This is a genomic window from Erwinia sp. HDF1-3R, from assembly GCF_039621855.1.
GTDB lineage: Bacteria > Pseudomonadota > Gammaproteobacteria > Enterobacterales > Enterobacteriaceae > Erwinia.
Genome location: NZ_CP155071.1, coordinates 860,255 through 877,814, shown reverse-complemented (window position 1 = coordinate 877,814; position 17,560 = coordinate 860,255). Strand labels below are relative to the sequence as shown.

The 17,560-nt window shown below is 56.0% G+C and carries 13 protein-coding genes; 6 read left to right on the top strand and 7 right to left on the bottom strand.

Annotation, left to right across the window (positions count from 1 at the left end):
• The first annotated feature begins 281 nt into the window (after positions 1-281).
• The gene (gene arcA, locus AAGR22_RS04015; protein WP_067709147.1) at positions 282-998 is read left to right on the top strand and encodes a two-component system response regulator ArcA; all 717 of its coding nucleotides are present in this window, start codon (positions 282-284) and stop codon (positions 996-998) included.
• A gap of 56 nt (positions 999-1,054) precedes the next feature.
• On the opposite strand, the gene creA is transcribed toward arcA, so the two are convergent.
• Entirely contained in the window at positions 1,055-1,528 is a 474-nt protein-coding gene (gene creA / locus AAGR22_RS04010; protein WP_067709149.1) for a protein CreA, read from the bottom strand.
• A gap of 194 nt (positions 1,529-1,722) precedes the next feature.
• Between creA and robA the strand changes: the two genes are divergently transcribed.
• Positions 1,723-2,613, top strand: a complete 891-nt coding sequence (gene robA / locus AAGR22_RS04005) for an MDR efflux pump AcrAB transcriptional activator RobA (RefSeq protein ID WP_345830419.1) — start codon at positions 1,723-1,725, stop codon at positions 2,611-2,613.
• Between the two features lie 185 nt (positions 2,614-2,798).
• Here robA and gpmB read toward each other — a convergent pair whose 3' ends face one another.
• Complete coding sequence (gene gpmB / locus AAGR22_RS04000; RefSeq protein ID WP_067709154.1) at positions 2,799-3,446, bottom strand: 2,3-diphosphoglycerate-dependent phosphoglycerate mutase GpmB; 648 nt, start codon at positions 3,444-3,446, stop codon at positions 2,799-2,801.
• Positions 3,447-3,496: 50 nt separating this feature from the next.
• Here gpmB and yjjX point away from each other — a divergent pair, with 50 nt between their 5' ends.
• Positions 3,497-4,048 (top strand): inosine/xanthosine triphosphatase, encoded by a 552-nt coding sequence (gene yjjX / locus AAGR22_RS03995; RefSeq protein ID WP_067709157.1) that lies wholly within the window; start codon positions 3,497-3,499, stop codon positions 4,046-4,048.
• Between the two features lie 10 nt (positions 4,049-4,058).
• Here yjjX and trpR read toward each other — a convergent pair whose 3' ends face one another.
• The gene (gene trpR / locus AAGR22_RS03990) at positions 4,059-4,388 is read right to left on the bottom strand and encodes a trp operon repressor (RefSeq protein WP_345830416.1); all 330 of its coding nucleotides are present in this window, start codon (positions 4,386-4,388) and stop codon (positions 4,059-4,061) included.
• Between the two features lie 53 nt (positions 4,389-4,441).
• Positions 4,442-6,364, bottom strand: coding sequence for a murein transglycosylase (gene sltY / locus AAGR22_RS03985; protein WP_345830415.1), 1,923 nt, complete (start codon positions 6,362-6,364; stop codon positions 4,442-4,444).
• Positions 6,365-6,918: 554 nt separating this feature from the next.
• On the opposite strand from sltY, the gene AAGR22_RS03980 reads away from it, so the two are divergent.
• Positions 6,919-10,914: an amino acid adenylation domain-containing protein gene (locus AAGR22_RS03980; protein ID WP_345830413.1), complete on the top strand. Its 3,996-nt coding sequence runs from the start codon at positions 6,919-6,921 to the stop codon at positions 10,912-10,914.
• A 34-nt stretch (positions 10,915-10,948) separates the two neighbouring features.
• Here AAGR22_RS03980 and AAGR22_RS03975 read toward each other — a convergent pair whose 3' ends face one another.
• The 3 genes from AAGR22_RS03975 to rbsK are packed head-to-tail and all read right to left on the bottom strand — an operon-like array spanning position 10,949 to position 14,230.
• Positions 10,949-11,980 carry an aldose 1-epimerase family protein gene (locus AAGR22_RS03975; protein WP_345830411.1) on the bottom strand — a complete coding sequence of 344 codons (1,032 nt, stop codon included), beginning with the start codon at positions 11,978-11,980 and terminating at the stop codon, positions 10,949-10,951.
• Positions 11,977-13,302 carry an L-fucose:H+ symporter permease gene (gene fucP, locus AAGR22_RS03970; RefSeq protein WP_345830410.1) on the bottom strand — a complete coding sequence of 442 codons (1,326 nt, stop codon included), beginning with the start codon at positions 13,300-13,302 and terminating at the stop codon, positions 11,977-11,979. The genes AAGR22_RS03975 and fucP overlap by 4 nt, the downstream gene beginning before the upstream one ends.
• Positions 13,303-13,315: 13 nt before the next feature.
• Complete coding sequence (rbsK, locus tag AAGR22_RS03965) at positions 13,316-14,230, bottom strand: ribokinase (protein WP_345831545.1); 915 nt, start codon at positions 14,228-14,230, stop codon at positions 13,316-13,318.
• Between the two features lie 472 nt (positions 14,231-14,702).
• On the opposite strand from rbsK, the gene deoR reads away from it, so the two are divergent.
• Both deoR and ettA read left to right on the top strand, forming a co-directional pair.
• The gene (gene deoR / locus AAGR22_RS03960) at positions 14,703-15,476 is read left to right on the top strand and encodes a DNA-binding transcriptional repressor DeoR (protein ID WP_345830409.1); all 774 of its coding nucleotides are present in this window, start codon (positions 14,703-14,705) and stop codon (positions 15,474-15,476) included.
• A gap of 108 nt (positions 15,477-15,584) precedes the next feature.
• Positions 15,585-17,252 (top strand): energy-dependent translational throttle protein EttA, encoded by a 1,668-nt coding sequence (gene ettA / locus AAGR22_RS03955; RefSeq protein ID WP_073981043.1) that lies wholly within the window; start codon positions 15,585-15,587, stop codon positions 17,250-17,252.
• Positions 17,253-17,560: the final 308 nt, after the last annotated feature.

Sequence of the window (17,560 nt, the reverse complement as noted above, 5' to 3'; positions counted from 1 at the left end):
AAGTCAACTAAGCGTTGTTTTATTACATATTGTTAGTGGCCAGTACTGTTATGTTACTGTTAATGCAGTTAGGATATACGCCTTTTCAGACCCCGCTACGGCAGGTTCTGACATCTTACTGGGGCAGCGGAACCGGTCGATGCTGATGAGGATGAGTATATCCTGCACATCATTCTGTACAGCTGAGGTTACGCATCGGATAGCGTGAGTGCGACATCCAGATCGGTGTAACTGCTGTATGCCCTGTTTCGATTTTGTTGGCAATTTTAGGTAGCGAACACATGCAGACCCCGCACATACTTATCGTTGAAGACGAATTAGTTACTCGTAATACTCTCAAAAGTATTTTTGAGGCCGAAGGCTACATGGTTCATGAAGCTACGGATGGTGCTGAAATGCACCACATACTGACCGAGAACGACATCAACCTGGTGATTATGGATATCAATCTCCCAGGGAAAAATGGCCTGCTGTTAGCGCGTGAACTGCGCGAACAGGCTAACGTGGCACTGATGTTCCTGACCGGAAGGGATAACGAAGTCGATAAAATCCTTGGTCTGGAAATTGGTGCGGATGACTACATCACCAAACCGTTTAACCCTCGTGAGCTGACCATACGCGCCCGCAACCTGCTATCGCGTACCATGAATCTTGCGCCGCAGAGTGAAGAGCGCAAACTGGTCGAAAGCTACCGCTTTAACGGCTGGGAGCTGGACATTAACAGCCGCTCACTGGTGGGCCCGCAGGGAGAGCAGTATAAGCTGCCGCGCAGTGAATTCCGCGCCATGCTGCACTTCTGCGAAAACCCGGGCAAAATACAGACCCGCGCTGATCTACTGAAGAAAATGACCGGCCGCGAGCTGAAGCCTCACGATCGTACCGTTGACGTCACCATTCGTCGTATTCGTAAGCACTTCGAATCCACGCCGGATACGCCAGAAATTATTGCCACCATCCACGGTGAAGGCTATCGTTTCTGCGGCGATCTTCAGGACTGAATCCCCCCTTTTAGCGATGAACAGGGCCGGTTATCCGGCCCTTTTTTTGTTGCAGATCATTTGTTCCACGGCATAATAGGCACGGCGCTCAGGGCATTTTTAGGTGAACCATTTACGATCTTGTCGGAATAGCTCAGATAAATCAGGGTATTACGCTTTTTGTCATAAAAACGCACCACCTGTAATTTTTTGAACACCAGCGACGTACGTTTACGAAACACCACCTCGCCCTCGGCTTTATTCTGGGCAATGCTGTCACTGAGTTCTACGGGCCCCACCTGCTGACAGGAAATGGCCGCGTCTGAGGTATCTTCCGCCAGCCCCAGCCCGCCCTTAATGCCCCCGGTTTTAGCCCGGCTGATATAACAGGTTACATTTTTTACATCGGGGTCATCGAAAGCTTCGACCACGATTTTATGATCCGGGCCTAATATCTTAAACACCGTATCCACTGACCCGACTTCTTCCGCCTGTGCGGCGAAGGAGGAAAAAATCACAGACGTGATAATTAACAATTTTTTCATTGTCATAACGTTACCATTGCGTTGAAAATAGATGACATTGTAAGTTATCAGCTCAGGCTATTACCTGCCCGGGACAGCCCACAAAACCTGACGCGCTCTGGTATAGCACATCCGCAGCGATTAACAACGCATAGCGCGTCAACAGCGGCATAACGCATCATTTCTTTAGTACTACTCCGAACCAGGATGAGGACGTTTATATGGATCAGGCCGGTATCATTCGCGATTTGCTCGTCTGGCTTGAAAGCCACCTTGATCAGCCACTGTCGCTGGACAATGTTGCAGCTAAGGCAGGCTATTCGAAATGGCATCTGCAAAGAATGTTCAAGGAAGTTACCGATCACGCTATTGGTGCGTATATCCGGGCACGGCGTCTGTCAAAAGCCGCAGTTGCCCTGCGGCTGACCAGTCGGCCAATCCTGGATATTGCCCTCCAGTACCGCTTTGACTCCCAGCAGACATTCACTCGCGCATTTAAAAAGCAGTTTAACCAGACCCCAGCCTGGTATCGCCGTTCAGCAGACTGGAACGCTTTCGGCCTCCGCCCGCCTATCCGGCTGGGCGACTTTGCCCTGCCTGAGGCCGCTTTCGTTACCCTGCCGGACATCGAACTTATCGGCCAGACGCAAAGCTATACCTGTACGCTGGAGCAAATTTCCTTCTACCGTGACGAAATGCGCGTGCACTTCTGGCGTCAGTTCCTGGCCGAAACGGATATGGTGCCGCCGGTCCTGTACGGGCTACATAGGGTACGTCCGAGTATTGATAAGGATGACGAGCAGGAGATCTTCTATACCACGGCGGTGCCGTCAGACAAGCTGTCGCAGCCGCTACAGTCTACTCAGAAGGTTCAGCTGGAAGCAGGTGAATATGTGCAGTTTACCTATGACGGCCCGCGTAGCAATCTACAGGAGTTTATCCTGTTGATTTACGGCACCTGTATGCCTACGCTACAGCTGACCCGCCGACACGGGCAGGATATCGAACGCTTCTATACCCACGGCGGGAAGAAGCTGTCAGAACCGCCCAAAAATATACGCTGTGAATACTTAATTCCTATCCGTTCGCGCACTGAAACCCAGACGGCATAGCATGAGGGCGAAATAATTCGCCCTGTTATCTTTGACCGCACGCCATTAATCAGCGCTGTAATTCATTCAGCGCACGCCATCAATCAGCGCTGTAATTTATTCAGCGCACGCCATAAATCAGCGCTGTAATTCATTCAGCGCAAGCCATAAATCAGCGCTGTAATTCATCCAGCGCGGGCTATCGATCAGCGCTGTAACTCATCCAGCGCGGGCGCATCCAGGTGTGAAATATCCCCTGCGGTTTCCACAATCCAGCCCGATGCCAGCCAGTCGCTTTGCTGATGATCGACACGTGAGATTGAACAGTTACGCAGCCTCAGCCGACGCTCCGCATGCGCGGGCAGCCCGAGGATCGTGCTGACCAGCACGCCGAGTGCCATACCGTGACTGACCAGCAGGGGGCGACTGCCGGCGGGCAGTTCAAGACAGGCATTAAGCGCGTCATGCATTCGAGCCGCCATCTCCGCCATAGATTCCCCCTGGGGGATACGGCCATTTACGGTGCCGTTGACCAGCGCTTTGCGCCAGCCCTCCTCCTCTTCCGTCAGATGGTCGATAGGGCGCTGCTCCAGTACGCCCATATTCAGCTCACGCAGGCGTGGATCGAGCGTAACGTCGCAGCCGCAGGCGTGGGCAATAATTTCAGCGGTGCGCTGAGTACGGCCTAAATCGCTGGCGATAACATGGGTGATGCCGACGTGTTTGACGCGCTCGCCCACCTGGCGGGCCTGATACTCTCCCTTATCCGTCAGCGCGCTGTCTGACTGTCCCTGAATGCGGCGCGCCGCATTCCATAGCGTTTCTCCGTGACGAACAAGATAAACCTGTAGCATGCTATTTTCCGTTATACTGCAAAAAAATTACGTAAAGGGTTCAATCAATTATGTACCATGTTGTCGCCGCTACCATTAATCCAGCAAAAATTAAGGCAATTTCTCAGGCATTCAGCGATATCTACGGTGAAGGATCCTGCCATATTGAAGGGGTAGAGGTCGACAGCGGCGTGGCTGCCCAGCCGCTTACAAATGCTGAAACGAGAACTGGCGCACGTCATCGCGTGATGAATGCCCGCCAGGTCAGACCTGAAGCCGATTTTTGGGTCGCTATTGAGGCCGGAATAGAAGACGACAGCGCTTTCGCGTGGATGGTGATTGAAAACCATAAGCTTCGTGGCGAATCGCGTTCAGCCAGCTTTACCCTGCCAGCAGTGGTACTGAAAGGCATTGCGCAGGGTCGCGAATTGGGTGAGGAGATGGCCCGTCTGACGGGTATTGATAATATCAAACAAAAAGGCGGCGCGATTGGCGCTTTTACCGCCGGACTGCTGAGCAGAACCAGCGTCTACCATCAGGCGCTGATTCTGGCATTATGCCCTTTTCATAACGACGTCTATCAAATGAAACCCGCCGACGATGCCGATTCAGAGCTTATCTGAAAATGCCGATTCAGCGCTTATCTGAGTCCGATAGCAGTTCTGCCTCCAGCCAGCCCTTCAGCGCGGGGGGCGCGCTTTTCAGGCTGTTAGATCCCCGCGTTATCGTCGCAATACCGACGCCCAGGTCGTTTTTCAACTCACGCTGGCTCAGTTCACCCCGCATCAGCTCTTCAATAATGCGCAGGCGCGTGCCGAGTGACTCACGCTCGTCGGGCGTCAGCATCAGCTGCAGAAGCGGCAAATGCAGATTTTGGTTGAAGGCGCGCTGTAGCAGCGCGACGAAACGCTGCCACTCTTCGTTATGTGGCTCCGCCGTAACGGGAACAGAAGAATCGGTCATGTCAGGCCCATACTCATAAACTAGTACAGCAGCATAACATACCCCTTTACAGATCAGTAGCGCCGCTGCCACTCCGCGTCCGACAGGATTTTATCGGGCTTGTTCATCAAATGCCGATAGTAAGCATCGTAGGCCAGCACATTTTTGACATAACCCCGGGTTTCAGAAAAGGGTATCGTCTCAATAAATGCTACCGCATCCAGCCGCCCTGCACTGTTCCCCAGCCAGGTTCTGACGCGGGACGGGCCTGCATTATAGGCCGCCGAAGAAAATATCCGGTTCTCACCAAACTGTTGATACACCGACTCCAGATACTGCATGCCGATCTGAATACTGGTTTCAGGATCCAGCAGCTGGCTGCTGTTGCTGTAGCCGGGCAGGCTGTAGCTTTTCACCGTATGCTGTGCGGTCGCGGGCATAACCTGCATCAGACCGGCGGCGCCGACCGGGGAGTGTGCCTTAGGATTCCACGCGCTCTCCTGGCGGGCAATCGCCATTGCATAGCTGATGGGTAGCGCTTTGCCGACCCCATAGCGCTGGAACTGCTCCTGATAAGCCAGCGGGAAACGCTCCTGTAAGCTGTTCCACAGCTTGCCGGTAATGGTCGCCTGAACGCTCAGATCCCACCAGTTTTGCTCGCGCGCAAAGCGGGCCAGCTGCTGCTGCTGGCCGCTGTTTTTGCTGGCCACCAGATAGCTCCACTCCGTTCGGGCCAGGTTATCCATTCCCCAGTACATCAGCTCCCTTACGCGGGAAATTTCTGTTCCAGTGGTCAGGGCAGCGTCCGGTGAGGCGGCCTGATCAATCTGCAGCGGGTAGGTTTCACCCAGCCTTTGCGCGGCCACCATCGGATAGAATCCGCGCGCCTTCATCAGTCCATGCAGGATTGTTTCCGCTTCTTCTTTCCGCCCCTGCTCCAGCAGCAGATCGGCCTGCCAGTACTGCCACTCATCTTTTTGCTTCGCTTCCAGCGGCAGGCGGGCAATCCAGGTATTCATACCGCGTCGGTCGTTATTGCCCAGCGACATTCTGACTCGCCGTTCAATCAGGGAGGTAGACTCGCTGCGCATCACCACATTGTCCCGCCAGCGAGCCTGCTCAGAGGTGATGTCATTACCCATCAGACGCCAGGCAACCGCCTCGTTGAGATCCTGCTCATCGCTCTCGCTCATTTTTTGCAGGCGCACCAGCGAGGGGATCATCGCCCGGGCGTTTTCAGCATCCTCACGCGCCACGCGTGCAAAGGCAATGGCCGTCGCCTGGCGGGTAAAGTCAGTGGGTCCCACCGTCCGGGCAAAACTTTCCACGCTGGCAGGATTATTTTGCAGATCCATAACGGCGTTCGCCATGGTCTGATAATCGCCAGGCAGCTGCTTCGCCAGGGCGTTCACCAGGCTGGTATTACCCTCTTTCATCGCCAGGCGGATGCGCGCCAGGGTGGTAATCGGCGTTTGCTCGCCGGCGGCCTGCCAGGCGCTAAAAAGTTTGTCGCAGGCGGAGGGCAACGAGGTTCCCCGCAGCCAGATAGATTTCGCCCCCTGCCAGGCCACCTGCTGCTGGCCTGTCGCCCATTTGGCGTAGTACCAGTTACAGCGCGCCGCTACCGGCTTTGGCTCGTCGGGACTGAACACCAGCAGGCCTCGCCAGTCCTGACGATAGGCCAGCTCGTTGATAAAGCGGGCGGAGAGCGAACGCACCGGCGGCAGCGTGGGATATTTTTTGATAAACGCCTCGACGACGAAGCCGCTTTGCTGGTCCAGGTTCTGCGTCAGTTCACGGTACTCCAGATAGGGATAGAGCGGATAATCGCGCAGCGTTGGCATCAGCTCCGCCACTCTGTCCATCTGTTTGCTGTCCCAGGCCTGCTTAATTTGCTGGTAGCGGCTGCGCTGCGCATCCAGCGAATCCGCCTGTGCCGTGGCGGTAATAGCGGTTAAACAGGCGCCTACTATCCAAAACTTCCATTTGTCGACCATGACTTTCCTCACGTTTACGCCTCTCTTTGTCCTGAACACTGAATCGCTCCCTTCATGCTAACCAGGCTGGAGCCGTCCCGCTATGTAATGCAGAAAAATTTACGCTACTCATTTCTGCGGGCGTCTGGTGTACCAGGTGCAGAAGGGGTCAGTTCAGGAAGGACTGGTCCTTCTGACTGCAAGATCCCCCCGTCGTGCGGAGGGAGAACCGGCTAAATTGTCCCGGATATTTCATTGGACAAAATCGCACTTATAGATGAATTAAAACAATAAAAGTTAATTATCAGGGATAATTAAATTACCATCTCTTAATAAAACGCCAATCTCTAAATAAAAACAAACACTAATCGCAGATGAAAAAAATAAACCCCATTTAAGATAAGGCTTTTAGATATTAAGATTACTATCTCAAGACAAAAGTTATAATACCTAAAAGTAATTAAAATAAACGCATAACGAAATACCTTTAAATGTGTATTATAGTTTCCAGGTATTTATATACTGGCCTGCCGGTAACCGTTTTTATTTTACTATCCTTAAATGGAGGTTCGCTTATGTCTTACTATCCTTTAACTTCCGTGCAGCAGGCTGTATGGTTGGACCAGCTGCTTACATCCGATACGCCCTGCTACAATATCGGTGCCCGGTGGCTTATTGAGGGCAAGCTGGATATCCCATTATTATGTAAAGCAATAATGGAGGTAGCAGAACAGCATGATGCGTTACAAATCACGCTTAAGGAAAGTGAAAGCAGCGTTACCCAAACCTTTATTCATAATGAAGCTTCTTATCTGGAATACCATGACGTCAGTCAGGATGATAATCCTGAAGAGGTAGCACGGTCGCTCACGCAGGCAACGTTTATTAAACCCTTTTCTCTTTATAACCAACGCCTCTGGCGAACGAGTTTAATTAAAACGAATACCACAGAATTTATATGGTCTATTAACAGCCATCACATAATAGCGGATGGCACGTCGGTATCTCTGCTAAGCAAAAAAATTATCGCCCGCTATAAGGCGCTGCTAAGGGGGGAACCCTCTTGCGCAGATGATTCAAAAAATTACGCGCAATTTATTATTGAAGATGGCGCCTATCTCACCTCCTCCCGCTACGCGCGTGACCGTGAATGGTGGCTGACTCGCTTTAACAATGCCCCACCCTCGCTGCTGGAACGCCGCAGCGGCTTTGAGGAAAACAACGCCTGGCCGAGCGCGCAGATTACCCGGCGACTCCCCCTGGCACGTTATCAGCAGTTGACGGAGTATGCACACCGGTATGGCGCCTCGCCGATGCACTTTCTCAGTGCGCTGATCGCCTGCTGGTTTTCGCGCCAGTGGCAAACGGAGGCGGTGACGCTCGGCGTGCCGGTGCATAACCGCGCCAGGCACAAACAGACGCTGGGTATGTTCTCCTCCATGATCCCGGTAAGACTGGATACCAACACCGCAAATCCTTTTTCTACGCTGGTAAAGCAGGTCGCAGGCGAACTGCGGCGCAGCTATCGCCATCAGCGTTTTCCGATCGCTGAGCTTAATCGCGAACTGCGACTGAGTCAGCAGGGGCGGCGCCAGCTGTACGATTTGAGCTTTTCACTGGAAACCTTTCCCACCGACATCGAGCTGAACGGTAGCCCACTTAAGGTCGAGGCCTTACAACACGGCTACGAGCAGACGCCGCTGGCCGTTTATCTGCGCCACTACCATCCCGGTGACGATCCGGTGCTGGAGTGCAACGCTAACGAGGCCTGGTTCAGCCGGGACGAAGGTGAGCGTATTGCCGACCGTCTGCTGCACCTGATCGCGGCGATACTGGATGCCCCGCCGGAGCAGCCCATGGCGCTGCTGCCCCTGCTGCTGCCGTCGGAGCAGCACAGCATCCTAAATCTGTGGAACGATACCGCGCAGCCGTGGCACTTTCCCCAGGGTATTCACCGCTATTTTGAACGCCAGGTGGCACTGACGCCGCAGGCGGTGGCGCTTTGTGGGGAAGTGGAAACGCTAAGCTACGCCGCGCTCAACCAACGCGCCAATCAGCTGGCCGGATACCTGCGCGACGGCGGGATTAAGGCAGACGATCGCGTCGCGCTGTGCGTCGAGCGAAGTGCAGAAATGGTGGTGGCGCTGCTGGCTATTCTGAAGTCAGGTGGCGCTTACGTCCCGCTCGACCCCGATTATCCGGCGGATCGCCTCCAGCATATGCTGACCGACTGCGGCGCAAAATGTCTGCTGATCGACGATGCTGGACAACGGGCGCTAAGCGGTCTGTTGGATGGTAGCCTGAAGACGCTGCATGTGCAGAGAGACAGGCAGAACTGGCGGGGAAGATCGGTGACCAACCTGCCCGATATCCTGCCGGATACGCAGCGATCGCTGGCCTATGTTATCTATACTTCCGGCTCGACCGGCAAGCCAAAGGGCGTGATGAACGAGCATCTGGCGGTCATGAACCGGCTGCTATGGATGCAGGAAACCTATCGCCTGACGTCGCAAGATACCGTGCTGCAGAAGACCCCTTTCAGCTTTGACGTCTCGGTGTGGGAGTTTTTCTGGCCGCTGATGGCGGGTGCCCGCCTGGCCATCGCCAAACCGGGCGGCCACCAGGATCCGGCGTATCTGAGCGACATTATTTCCCGGTGCAGGGTGACTACGCTGCATTTTGTCCCCTCCATGCTCCAGCTGTTTCTGCGTCACGGCGTGATGGCAGAGTGCGCCCGACTGCAACGCGTCTTCTGTAGCGGGGAAGCGCTGCCGCTGGCTGCCGTTAAGCGCTTTCATCATCAGCTGCCGCTGGCTGAGCTACACAATTTGTACGGGCCAACCGAGGCGGCGGTTGACGTCTCCTTCTGGCACTGCCGGTCAGACGATCCCCGCCCGCGGGTGCCAATAGGAAAACCGGTGGCCAATACCCGCCTCTATATTCTGGATGCCCGGCTACAGCCCGTACCGCCGGGCGTCAGCGGTGAGCTGCATATTGGCGGTATCCAGGTCGCACGGGGTTACCTGAACCGCGAAACGCTCAGCCGGGAACGCTTTATCCCCGATCCGTTTAGCGACGCCGCCGGGGCAAGGCTCTATAAAACTGGCGACCTGGCACGCTGGCTGGAGGATGGCAGTATTGAGTACCTGGGACGCAATGATTTTCAGGTGAAAATTCACGGGCTGCGCATCGAACTGGGCGAGATCGAGCAGGCGCTGCGCGGCTGTCAGGGCGTTGACGATGCGGTGGTGCTGGCTTGCGACGATCGCCAGGGCGACAAGCGCCTGGTGGCCTGGGTGGCCACGGCGGAAGCCGCGGACGCAGGCCAGTGGCGTGAGCAACTGAGCCGCTCGCTACCGGGCTTTATGATCCCGGCCTGCTTTGTTCCGCTGGCGGCGCTGCCGCTTTCACCCAACGGCAAGCTGGATCGCCGGGCGCTTCCCCCGCCCACGCTCGCGGGTGCGGAGAAAAAAGTTTATCAGCCCGCCGTCACCGAACAGGAGCGCATCCTCGCGGTGCACTGGGCCGATCTGCTGGAGGTGCCCGCTCCAGGCCTTGACGATGATTTCTTTGAGCTGGGCGGCCACTCTTTGCATGGCATACAGCTGATGATGCGTCTTAAGCGTCAGGGGCTGAAGATAGATATGAAAGCGCTTTACGCCCATACCACCCTGCGCGCGCAGGCTGCTTTCCTGGCGCGGAACGGGCAGGATCCGGAAGCCTGCGGCATCAGCGCCGATGACTACGCACCGCAGCCCGCACCGCCTTTAGCGGGCTTTAGCCTGTTGCAGCCGCTGAATCAGCATCGGGCGAAGGATGCCCTGTGGACGGTGCATCCCGCAGCCGTCGGCTGCGAGATTTATCAGGATTTGGCTACGCGCCTTGAGGGAGAGATGAACGTCACCGGGGTAAGCAACTACAACCTGTTTAACCGGCCACATATTCCCACCCTGGCCGCACTGGCCAGTTACTATCTACAGCATATTCAGCAGCAGGGGCTGCCCGTCGATCGTCCGGTAAACCTGCTTGGCTGGTCGCTGGGCGGCCTGATTGCGCTGGAGATGGCCGTGCAGCTGGAACAGCTCGGCTATCGCCATATTCACGTCTGCCTGCTGGATACGCTTTATCGCTGCGATGTACATCAGCAGATTGCGCCCGGTATGCTGGCGACCTTACTTTCGGCCATCGGTCTGGACGAGGTGGCGGTGAAACGCGCGATTCAGGCGGAAGAGACTGAGTTAAACATGAATGCTCAGGCACTTAGCGGCCCGCTCAACGCCACCCGCGTTACGCTGTTTAAAGCCACACAGTTTGTCGATCTCAGCGAATCGGGAACGGCGGATGGCAGTAAGGTTCTGGCCCTCAGCGATAACGGTCTTGGCCAGGTCTGCCCTCATCTACGGGTCATCCCGCTGGCGGAAAACCATCACTCGATGATTCACCGCCACGACGTGATTATCCCTGCATTGCTCGAAACGCTGCCGCAAAGCATCACCGTTCCGACTAACGCGGTGGCGCGGAAAGGCAGCCCGACGCTGGCGCTTTCCGGCAGTGAAAAACGACAACGCTGACCGGGGCGCTACGAGACGTGAAGCGCGCGCAGACTTATCGCGGGGGTGCCGTCTCCATCATGCCGGTGTCCACCCTGAAGTCCCGCTGTTCGCCGGGTGCCAGTAGAATAAGCGTATCCGCCTGCTTCGCGGCCAGAAACCCCTCGGGACGACAGGTGGCGGGAAGCACAAAGGCGGCTACCTGCTGGTCGGCGTTATGCAATATCCAGCGCGTCGCGTGGGGAAACTGCGCGGTAGCAAACCGCGTGCTAAAGCCGTAACCCTGCGGCGATTGCACGCTGAACTCCGCGCTTTCGCCATACTGCGCAAGATTATCGGCAAAGAAGACTATCTCCGGATCGCACATTTCGGGGCGGCTCAGCCCGTCAAATTCCACAGGCGCGCTCGCCAGCTGTCGCGTGTAGTCCAGCCAGCTGGCCGTCGGGTGAACGTGGCCCGGAATACTGGATCTCAGTTGAAAAGCCTCCTGCGGAATACTCTGGCGAAAGACGCCGTTATCCACCCACGCATAGTTCATATGACACATATACTGTAACGGCATCGGGTTGCCTGAGAGGTTAGTCACCTTCATCGCTATCTCAAGCCGCGGCTTCCCGGCCAGCAGCGTTACCGCCGGTGCGGCGCGGTAGTGGTGTCCAAACCCTTTGATATATTCCACCTCCCCCCGCAGCGTTAACCGTTCCTCATCCAGCTCCAGCCAGGCGCTGTCCATTCGCGCGCAGGCCATTTCGCCATGCAGGGGATGATCGTCCTCCGGGGCCGGACAGCCGTTGCTCAGCAGGCCGGAATGGAAAGCAAAACAGCCGTAGGTATCAATAATATTGTTACCCGGCAGCGGCTGCGTAAAGCCGCTGCCCATGGTCAGAGAGCGCCCGTCAAACACCGCGTCCCAAATCATCTGACCATAAAACGGCAGCACGATAAGCGATCCCCGGCTGTTTTCCAGCTTCACCGCCTCAATTCCCGAGGGGAAGCGGAACAGCTCAACGGTGAATGCGGGGTTTTCCAACAGCACGCGCGGCGTCACGGAAAACAGCGCGGGGGTCAGCGGCAAACGTGTGGTCATAACGCCCCCTTAGCCAGATTGCCGCCTGCAACGGGCTGTTTTTTGAAGCGCAGCTCACCCCAGAAGTAAAAGCCTACCCAGGCAAAGCACAGCAGCGAGACGCCAAAAGCCAGCTGCATCGATCCCAGCCGATCGGACACCAGCCCCTGTAGCGCGGGCACGAAGGCCGCCCCCACGATAGCCATCACGATAAAGGCACCGGCCACCTCGGTATATTTATTGTCGACCGTCGCCAGCGTACCGGCGTAAATCGTCGCCCAGCAGGGACCAAACAGCACGCTGACAAACACGGCGGCATAAACGGCGGTAAAGTTTGGCACCAGCATCACATAGAGTAGCGTGGCAACGCCCACCACCGAATAGGCGATTAGCACCTTCTCGGCGCGAAAGCGGGTCATCAGAAAATTGGCGACAAACTTGCCGATAAAGAAGCAGATAAAGCTGTAAATCATAAAGTTAGAGGCATGACGTTCGTTCGCTGCGCCCAGGTTCAGCGCCAGACGAATGGTAAACGACCACACCGCCACCTGCATGCCGACATAGAGGAACTGGGTAATAATCCCGCGCTTAAAGTGGCGATTGTTCGCCAGATAGCGAAAGGTTTCTCCCAGCGACGGGCGCGCCCTGCCGACGCTTGCCGGTTTACAGTGCGGATAGCGCGTCAGCAGAAACAGCACCATCACTACCACCAGCACCATTACCAGATATTTGTAGGGTGCCAGCGTATGCTCCAGCATCGCCAGGCGGAACTGATGCAGCTGCCCGGCGTCCATGCCCGCCATCTGGCTGTGCAGGCTGTCGCCATCCTGAAACACCAGATATTTCCCCAGCACAATGCCCATCAGCGCGCCAACGGGATAAAAGGTCTGGCTGACGTTAAGGCGCAGCGTGGCGCGATCGCGATGGCCTATCATTGAGCTGTAGGTGTTGGCTGCCGTCTCCAGAAAGCTCAGCCCGATGGCGATGGCAAAGATGGCCGCCAGGAACATGGTATAGGTCGCCATATGCGAGGCGGGATAAAACAGCACGCAGCCTGCAATATAGAGCGCCAGTCCCAACAGGATGGCAACTTTATAGCTGCTGCTGCGGATCACCAGCGAAGCCGGTATCGCAATCAGGAAATAACCGCCGTAAAAGGCACTCTGCACCAGCGCGCTGGCAAAGTCGCTCAGCGCGAACACGCTTTTGAACTGGGTAATCAAAATATCATTCAGGCTGGCAGCACATCCCCACAGCGGGAACAGGCAGGAGAGCAGAATAAACTGAAACAGCGGCGTTTTATTTAAGTAGCCGTCAGGCTGCTGGACAATGTTCTGGTGCATGGCGAATCCTCAGTTAAGCGGTGAGAAAACGGTGAAAGGCGTCGGCATCAGGGTATGACCGCTGCGTGCCCCGACCGGTTACGCTACAGGCGGCGAAGGCCGATGCAGACTGCATTGCGCGCGGAATATCGCCGTGCTGGATCAGAAAGTGCGCGAAGCAGCCAATAAAGGCGTCACCGGCCCCGCTGGTGTCAACCGCCTGAACGGGCACCGGCTCAACGCGATAAACCTCGTCACCCTGCATCCAGACCGATCCCCGGCTGCCCAGGGTAATGATTAGGTTCTTAAGCCCGCGTCCAAGCAGCATCTGCCCGGCACGCAGCACCTCATCGTCGCTGCTCACCGGCAGACCGGTGAGGATCTCCAGCTCCGTCTCGTTTGGCATAAAAAAATCGCACTGACAGGCGTAGTCAATATCCAGTCCGGCCACGGCGGGTGCCGGATTAAGGATCACCTGAATACCGTGCTGACGCGCAAAGGTAATGGCGTAGTAAACCGTCGGCAGCGGGATTTCCAGCTGGAGCACCAGCAGGCGGCAGGCCTTAAGTTCCTCTGCGGCGGCGTCAATATCGGCGGGTGTTAGCCGATCGTTGGCACCTTTGATGATCAAAATGCGGTTTTGCGACTGCTCGTCCACAAAGATCGGCGCTACGCCGCTGGAGGTACCGGGTGCGACGGTGACATGCTGCGTATCCACGCCAAACTGCTGTAAATTTCTGATGGTATTCTCAGCAAAAAGATCCTCGCCCACCTTGCTGACCATCATCACTTTCGCCCCCAGCTTTGCGGCGGCAACCGCCTGATTTGCCCCTTTCCCGCCGCAGCCCAGCGCGAAGTCGGGGGCCTCAAGCGTTTCACCGGCCTTTGGCATCGTATTGGTATAGGTAATCAGATCGACCATATTTGAACCGATGACGGCAATATCCATCACATTTCTCCCCTGTAAAGTACGATCATTTAATGTTGTAAAACTAACAATAACAACCGAGATATGTTAAAAATGTGACACCCGTCTCATCGGGAAAATCCGGATAAAACTGAGAATAAGGGCAATGACGTCGTTGAAAAAATGTTATTATTTTAACAATTTATACGTCGATCTGAACAGGCTGAAAGGCCCGGGGGCGGGGATCGCACAGCCCACACTGCCCCTGCCGACCAGTATTCGTCTCAAAAAAGCAGATGTCGTCAGTTCGTGAGGTTTGCGGCGCGATCTCATTGAAGGTAATATTGACAGCCTGTCTGCTCTACGCGATGCAAGCCCTTAAATTATGGGAAATTTATCGCGATCTCAGGGGCGCTCTTGTCCTCTTCCACCGATGTCGGCTCCGGCGTGGCAACATTTAAGGTCACATCACGGCGGCGAGGGATATTAACTGATTGATCCAGGAGTGATGAGTATGGAAACCCGGCGTGACGAGCGCATTAACAGGCTGGCGCAGGCGCTAAAGCGGACCGACAAGATCCATCTGAAGGATGCAGCGCAGCTGCTGGGCGTCTCGGAGATGACCGTCCGGCGCGATCTGAGCGAACCTTCCGCCATGGTGGTGCTGCTGGGCGGCTATATCGTCAGCGATCCAAAAAGTCACCAGGGCCACTACTTCGTTTCCGATCAGCAGGCACAAAATGTCGACAAGAAACGGCGTCTCGGACAGCTGGCCGCCGCGCTGATTGAGCCGGGCGATACGGTCTTTTTCGACTGTGGCACCACCATGCCGTGGGTGGTCGACGCCATTGATAACCAGCTGACCTTTACCGCCATCTGCTGCGCGATGAACACCTTCCTGGCGCTGAAAGAGAAACCGGCCTGCCGGGTGATCCTCAACGGCGGGGAGTTTCACGCTGATAACGCCCTCTTCACGCCGCTTGGCTCGGGTTCGGTGATGGACAGTCTCTGTCCGGGCAAGGCCTTTATCTCCGCCGCCGGTATCGATGATGTTCAGGGCGCCACCTGCTATAACCTGAATGAACTGCCAATGAAGCATCAGGCGTTACAGCGGGCCAGTCATAAAATCCTGCTGGCGGACAGCAGTAAGTTTGGCAAAGTGCTGCCTGCGCGCATTGGCGAACTCAGCGCGTTCGATACGCTGGTAAGCGACGAAGCGCCGCCCGCGAGGCTGAATCAGCGGCTGGCACAGCTGGGCATCGTGATACTGAATGGCCAGGGGGGATAATCCCCGGCTCCCGGGCTGTGATTACCCCGGGAAACCCGCTAAACTTGCCGTCTGAGCGGGCGGCATACTGCCCCAATTCAAACACAGACACCAAGAGGCTCATCCTACGTGGCTCAATTCGTCTATAGCATGCATCGCGTCGGCAAAGTGGTTCCGCCGAAGCGTCATATTCTTAAAAACATCTCCCTGAGCTTTTTCCCGGGTGCCAAAATTGGCGTGCTCGGTCTGAACGGCGCAGGTAAATCCACCCTGCTGCGCATCATGGCCGGCATTGATACAGATATCGAAGGGGAAGCGCGCCCGCAGCCTGGCCTGAAAATCGGCTATCTGCCACAGGAGCCGCAGCTGAACCTGGAACACAGCGTTCGCGAATCCGTTGAGGAAGCGCTGGCGGAAGTGGTCGGCGCGCTGAAGCGTCTTGATGAGGTTTACGCACTCTACGCTGAAGAAGATGCAGACTTCGATAAGCTGGCTGCCGAGCAGGGTCGCCTGGAAGAGATTATTCAGGCCCATGATGGTCACAACCTGAATACCCAGCTTGAGCGCGCTGCCGATGCGCTGCGCCTGCCGGACTGGGATGCGAAAATCGCTAACCTCTCCGGCGGTGAGCGTCGCCGCGTCGCCCTGTGCCGCCTGCTGCTGGAAAAACCCGATATGCTGCTGCTGGATGAGCCAACGAACCACCTGGATGCTGAATCCGTGGCGTGGCTGGAGCGCTTCCTGCACGACTTTGAAGGCACCGTGGTGGCGATCACCCATGACCGTTACTTCCTTGATAACGTGGCGGGCTGGATCCTTGAGCTGGATCGCGGCGAAGGTATCCCGTGGGAAGGCAACTACTCTTCCTGGCTGGAGCAGAAAGACGCGCGTCTGGCGCAGGAAGCATCAAGCGAAGCGGCTCGTCGCAAGTCGATTGAGAAAGAGCTGGAGTGGGTGCGTCAGGGGGCAAAGGGCCGCCAGTCCAAAGGCAAAGCCCGTCTGGCGCGCTTTGAAGAGCTGAATAACACCGACTATCAGAAGCGTAACGAAACTAACGAACTCTTTATTCCACCGGGCGCGCGCCTGGGCGATAAGGTGGTCGAGGTGAGCAATCTGCGCAAATCGTATGGCGATCGCCTGCTGATCGATGACCTTACCTTTTCAGTGCCGAAGGGGGCCATCGTTGGCATCATCGGTCCCAACGGTGCCGGTAAATCCACCCTGTTCCGCATGATGTCCGGTCAGGAGCAGCCTGACTCCGGCAGCATAGTGCTGGGTGATACCGTGAAGCTGGCTTCGGTCGATCAGTTCCGCGACAGCATGGATAATTCCAAAACCGTGTGGGAAGAAGTGTCCGGCGGTCAGGATATTATGCGTATTGGCACCACGGAAATGCCGAGCCGTGCCTATGTCGGTCGCTTTAACTTTAAAGGCGTGGATCAGGGCAAGCGCGTTGGCGAACTCTCCGGCGGCGAGCGTGGCCGTCTGCACCTGGCGAAGCTGCTGCAGGTTGGCGGCAACATGCTGCTGCTGGATGAACCGACAAACGACCTGGATATCGAAACCCTGCGCGCGCTGGAAAACGCCCTGCTGGAGTTCCCAGGCTGCGCGATGGTTATCTCGCATGACCGCTGGTTCCTGGACCGTATTGCCACGCATATTCTGGATTATCAGGATGAAGGCAATATCGAATTCTTCGAAGGTAACTTTACCGAATACGAAGAGTATAAGAAGCGTACGCTGGGCGCTGACGCGCTGGAGCCAAAGCGCATCAAATACAAGCGTATGAGTAAGTAATAAGCGTACGATCCAGTAAGTGATGATAAGGCGGTGCAAACCGCCTTATCTTTTATAGCGTTTTCCATTCATACACTTCTCCCTGCCAGGCCCTACTCTCTTTCTTAATAAGAACGATGTGCAACTGTTGTGCTGCATCGAAACCCGTTTTTTCGTCACCTATGTCGTTGCGGGGGACCGGTGCATAGCCCTGCGGGGACCGTCGTCACGCGGACACGCCGCAGGCACGTTCTGGCAATTTTGACGTTTGCTGTTGTTGCGGGGGACCCGGTGCAAAGCCCTGCGGGGACCGTCGTCACGCGGACACG

What these genes read in the sequence shown, in the direction of transcription:
- arcA (WP_067709147.1), top strand. Translation starts at nt 282, where the DNA reads ATGCAGACCCCGCACATACTTATCGTTGAAGACGAATTAGTTACTCGT.
- rbsK (WP_345831545.1), bottom strand. Translation starts at nt 14,230, where the DNA reads ATGGATATTGCCGTCATCGGTTCAAATATGGTCGATCTGATTACCTAT.
- sltY (WP_345830415.1), bottom strand. Translation starts at nt 6,364, where the DNA reads ATGGTCGACAAATGGAAGTTTTGGATAGTAGGCGCCTGTTTAACCGCT.
- fucP (WP_345830410.1), bottom strand. Translation starts at nt 13,302, where the DNA reads ATGCACCAGAACATTGTCCAGCAGCCTGACGGCTACTTAAATAAAACG.
- trpR (WP_345830416.1), bottom strand. Translation starts at nt 4,388, where the DNA reads ATGACCGATTCTTCTGTTCCCGTTACGGCGGAGCCACATAACGAAGAG.
- yjjX (WP_067709157.1), top strand. Translation starts at nt 3,497, where the DNA reads ATGTACCATGTTGTCGCCGCTACCATTAATCCAGCAAAAATTAAGGCA.
- robA (WP_345830419.1), top strand. Translation starts at nt 1,723, where the DNA reads ATGGATCAGGCCGGTATCATTCGCGATTTGCTCGTCTGGCTTGAAAGC.
- AAGR22_RS03975 (WP_345830411.1), bottom strand. Translation starts at nt 11,980, where the DNA reads ATGACCACACGTTTGCCGCTGACCCCCGCGCTGTTTTCCGTGACGCCG.
- AAGR22_RS03980 (WP_345830413.1), top strand. Translation starts at nt 6,919, where the DNA reads ATGTCTTACTATCCTTTAACTTCCGTGCAGCAGGCTGTATGGTTGGAC.
- gpmB (WP_067709154.1), bottom strand. Translation starts at nt 3,446, where the DNA reads ATGCTACAGGTTTATCTTGTTCGTCACGGAGAAACGCTATGGAATGCG.
- creA (WP_067709149.1), bottom strand. Translation starts at nt 1,528, where the DNA reads ATGACAATGAAAAAATTGTTAATTATCACGTCTGTGATTTTTTCCTCC.
- deoR (WP_345830409.1), top strand. Translation starts at nt 14,703, where the DNA reads ATGGAAACCCGGCGTGACGAGCGCATTAACAGGCTGGCGCAGGCGCTA.